We start from the raw sequence: 2,011 nt of genomic DNA, 5'->3' as shown, positions 1-2,011 counted from the left end.
GGGGGCCCTCGGCGGACCGGCAGACACCCGCCGCCCAGCACGATCCGTGTTCTTCCCTACCCCAGCGGTAGCCGCAGCACGAACTCCGCGCCGGCGCCGGTCCCGTTCGTCCCGGACTCCGGCTCCGCGCCCTCGCGGACGGGGTCGCGCACCGCGATGTCGCCGCCCAGCCGGCGGGCCAGCTGCCGCGCGATGCTCAGGCCCAGCCCCGTGCCGCGGTTGAGCGAATCCGTCCGCGACTCCTCGCCCAGCTGCTCGAACGGGGCAAAGACGCGCTCGCGGTCGCCCTCCGGCACGCCGGGGCCCGTGTCCGCCACGGCGACCTCCATCCACCGCCCCTCATCGGTCGCGCGGGCGTGGAGACGCACGCCGCCGCGCGACGTGAACTTGATGGCGTTGCCCAGCAGCGCCGTCACGATCTGCCGCAGCCGCTCCGGGTCCGTCTCCAGCGCCGGCAATTCATCCGGCACCTCCAGCGCGAACGCCAGGCACTTGGCCTCCAGCTGCTGCAGCAGGTGCGGCAGCATCCCGGGCAGAAAGGCGCTCAGCTCCACGCGCGAGCGAAAGACGGGCAGCCGGTCGATCTCCAGCGTGGTGAGCAGCAGCACGTCGTCCACCAGGCGGGCCAGGTGCTCGGCGCACACGCTGGCGCGCTCGCTGGCCCGCGCGGCACCGGCGGGCACGTCGCCGTACGTGTGCGTGGCCAGCAGGTGCGTGTAGCCCACGATGGCGTTCAGCGGCGTGCGCAGCTCGTGGCTCACGGCGGCGAAGAAGCGGCTCTTGGCCCGGCTGGCCTCCTCCGCCTCGGCGGCCAGGCGCGCCAGCTCCACCTCGCGGGCAATGCGCTCCGTGACGTCTTCGAAGAGCATCGACACGCCGCCGTCGGGCAGCGGGTGGATGTTCACGTCGAAGCAGCGCCCCCGGAACACGCGGCCCACGGGGTACAGCGCGTCCAGGTGGCGCGGCTCGCGGTCGCGCATGGTGGCGCGGATGGCCTCGCCCAGGTAGGCCGGCTCGGCGGGAAAGATCTCCCACAGCTCCACGCCCACGGCGCGGTCGCGGCGCAGCGAGACCAGCACCTCGGCGCTGCGGTTGACGTAGACGATCTTCCACTCGCGGTCCACGGCGATGAAGCCGTCGCGGATGCTCTCCAGCAGCTGGTCGTACTGGTCCGCCACGCGCTGCTCGGCCGTGGCGTCGCGAACGTGGAGCGCCACCCCGCCGTCCAGCGCCGAGACGTGGACGGAAAGGTGGCGCACGAACAGCTCGCGGTCGTTCAGCACCGTGAGCTGCAGGACGGTGCCCTGCTCCGCCACCCGCGCGATGCGCTCGCGCACGCGCGGGTCGGCCGCGCCGGGGAGCACGTCCCACAGCACACGGCCGGCCGCGTCGTCGCGGGCCACGCCGAACAGGCGCTCCGCGGCGGCGTTCCAGTAGGTGACGCGGTAGTCGGCGTCCGCCATGCAGAACCCGTCGGCCAGGGCCTCCAGGGCGGCATGGCGGGGCACCTCCACCGCGGGGGCAGGCACCACGCTCACATCGGGCTCCAGGGTGTCGCGCCGCGCCGGTGCGGCGGAAAGGGGCCGGGCCGCCGCACGCTGCGTGCCGCCCGCGCCACCGGGGTCAAACCCGGCCCCGCCCGCAAATGTTCCCGGGCGCGGCGCCATGGGGGCGGTCCCGGGGGCCCGGTCCCTAGCGGCGGGCAAAGCCGGCCCCGGGATTCCACGCGGCAATCTCCGGCGCGGACGCGGCTGCCAGGGCCGTCCGCAGCATCACGCGGCCCTGCTGCACGGCGCCGGCGTAGTCCCATCCCTCCGCGTAGGAATCCGACGGCTGATGGTAGTGCCGGGTGACGAACTCCTCGTACCACGCCTGCCCCCATCCCTCCGGCCGCCCCTCGAACTGGAGGCCGTGGTCCAGCGCCAGCGCGGGCACCCCGGAGCGCGCCAGGGGAAAGTGGTCCTGCCGGTAGAACATCCCCTGCTCCGGGTGTGGATCGGGGTTGATGGTC

At 74.2% G+C, this 2,011-nt stretch carries 2 protein-coding genes; both read right to left on the bottom strand.

Features of this window, described 5'->3' with window-relative positions:
- Nucleotides 1-56: 56 nt before the first annotated feature.
- Nucleotides 57-1,538 carry a PAS domain-containing sensor histidine kinase gene (locus tag VFZ20_RS28065; RefSeq protein ID WP_329687277.1) on the bottom strand — a complete coding sequence of 494 codons (1,482 nt, stop codon included), beginning with the start codon at nt 1,536-1,538 and terminating at the stop codon, nt 57-59.
- Nucleotides 1,539-1,692: 154 nt separating this feature from the next.
- Nucleotides 1,693-2,011, bottom strand: a 319-nt coding sequence (locus tag VFZ20_RS28060; RefSeq protein ID WP_329687276.1) for a M28 family peptidase, incomplete at its 5' end; no start/stop codon positions are given.

Origin of the sequence: Longimicrobium sp., from assembly GCF_036280135.1 — a bacterium.
In the GTDB taxonomy this organism is placed as follows: Bacteria; Gemmatimonadota; Gemmatimonadetes; order Longimicrobiales; family Longimicrobiaceae; genus Longimicrobium.
Note: the sequence above shows the minus strand (reverse complement) of the source record. Positions and strands in the feature narration are given on the sequence as shown.